Annotated in this window: 1 protein-coding gene; it reads left to right on the forward strand. The window is 64.0% G+C overall.

Annotation, left to right across the window (positions count from 1 at the left end):
* The coding region (locus VXC91_RS46140; protein ID WP_329513293.1) for a cbb3-type cytochrome c oxidase subunit I at positions 1-913 on the forward strand (913 nt) is incomplete at both ends.

Raw genomic sequence — 913 nt, forward strand, 5'->3', positions numbered from 1 at the left:
CCAGATCGGCGCGCCCGACGTGGCCTTCCCCCGCCTGAACATGCTCGCCTACTGGCTCTACCTGCTCGGCTCGTCCATCGCGGTCGGCGGCTTCCTCACCCCCCAGGGCGCGGCCGCCTTCGGATGGTTCGCCTACTCCCCACTCACGGACGCTGAGCACTCTGTCGGCGTCGGGAGCGACCTGTGGATCATGGGGCTGACGCTGTCCGGCTTCGGCACCATCCTCGGCGCGGTCAACTTCATCACCACGGTCGTCTGCATGCGCTGCCCCGGCATGACCATGTTCCGCTTGCCGATCTTCACCTGGAACGTGCTGCTCACCAGCGTGCTGGTGCTGTTTGTCTTCCCGGTGCTGGCAGCGGCGCTCCTGGCACTGGAGGCGGACCGCAAGTTCGGTGCGCATGTCTTCGAGGCGGCCAACGGCGGTGCCCTGTTGTGGCAGCACCTGTTCTGGTTCTTCGGCCATCCCGAGGTGTACATCATCGCGCTGCCCTTCTTCGGCATCGTAACGGAGGTCATTCCGGTCTTCTCCCGCAAACCGGTGTTCGGCTACATGGGCCTGGTCGGCGCGACGATCTCCATCACGGGCCTGTCGATCACGGTGTGGGCGCATCACATGTTCGTGACCGGTGGAGTGCTGCTGCCGTTCTTCTCCTTCATGTCGTTCCTGATCGCGGTACCGACCGGTGTGAAGTTCTTCAACTGGATCGGCACCATGTGGAAGGGCTCGCTGTCCTTCGAGACCCCGATGCTGTGGGTAACGGGCTTCCTGGTCACCTTCGTCTTCGGTGGTCTGACCGGTGTCCTGCTGGCATCGCCGCCGCTGGACTTCCACGTCTCCGACAGCTACTTCGTGGTGGCCCACTTCCACTACGTCGTATTCGGCACCGTCGTCTTCGCGATGTTCGCCGGA

The organism is Streptomyces chiangmaiensis, from assembly GCF_036281785.1.
In the GTDB taxonomy this organism is placed as follows: domain Bacteria; phylum Actinomycetota; class Actinomycetes; order Streptomycetales; family Streptomycetaceae; genus Streptomyces; species Streptomyces chiangmaiensis.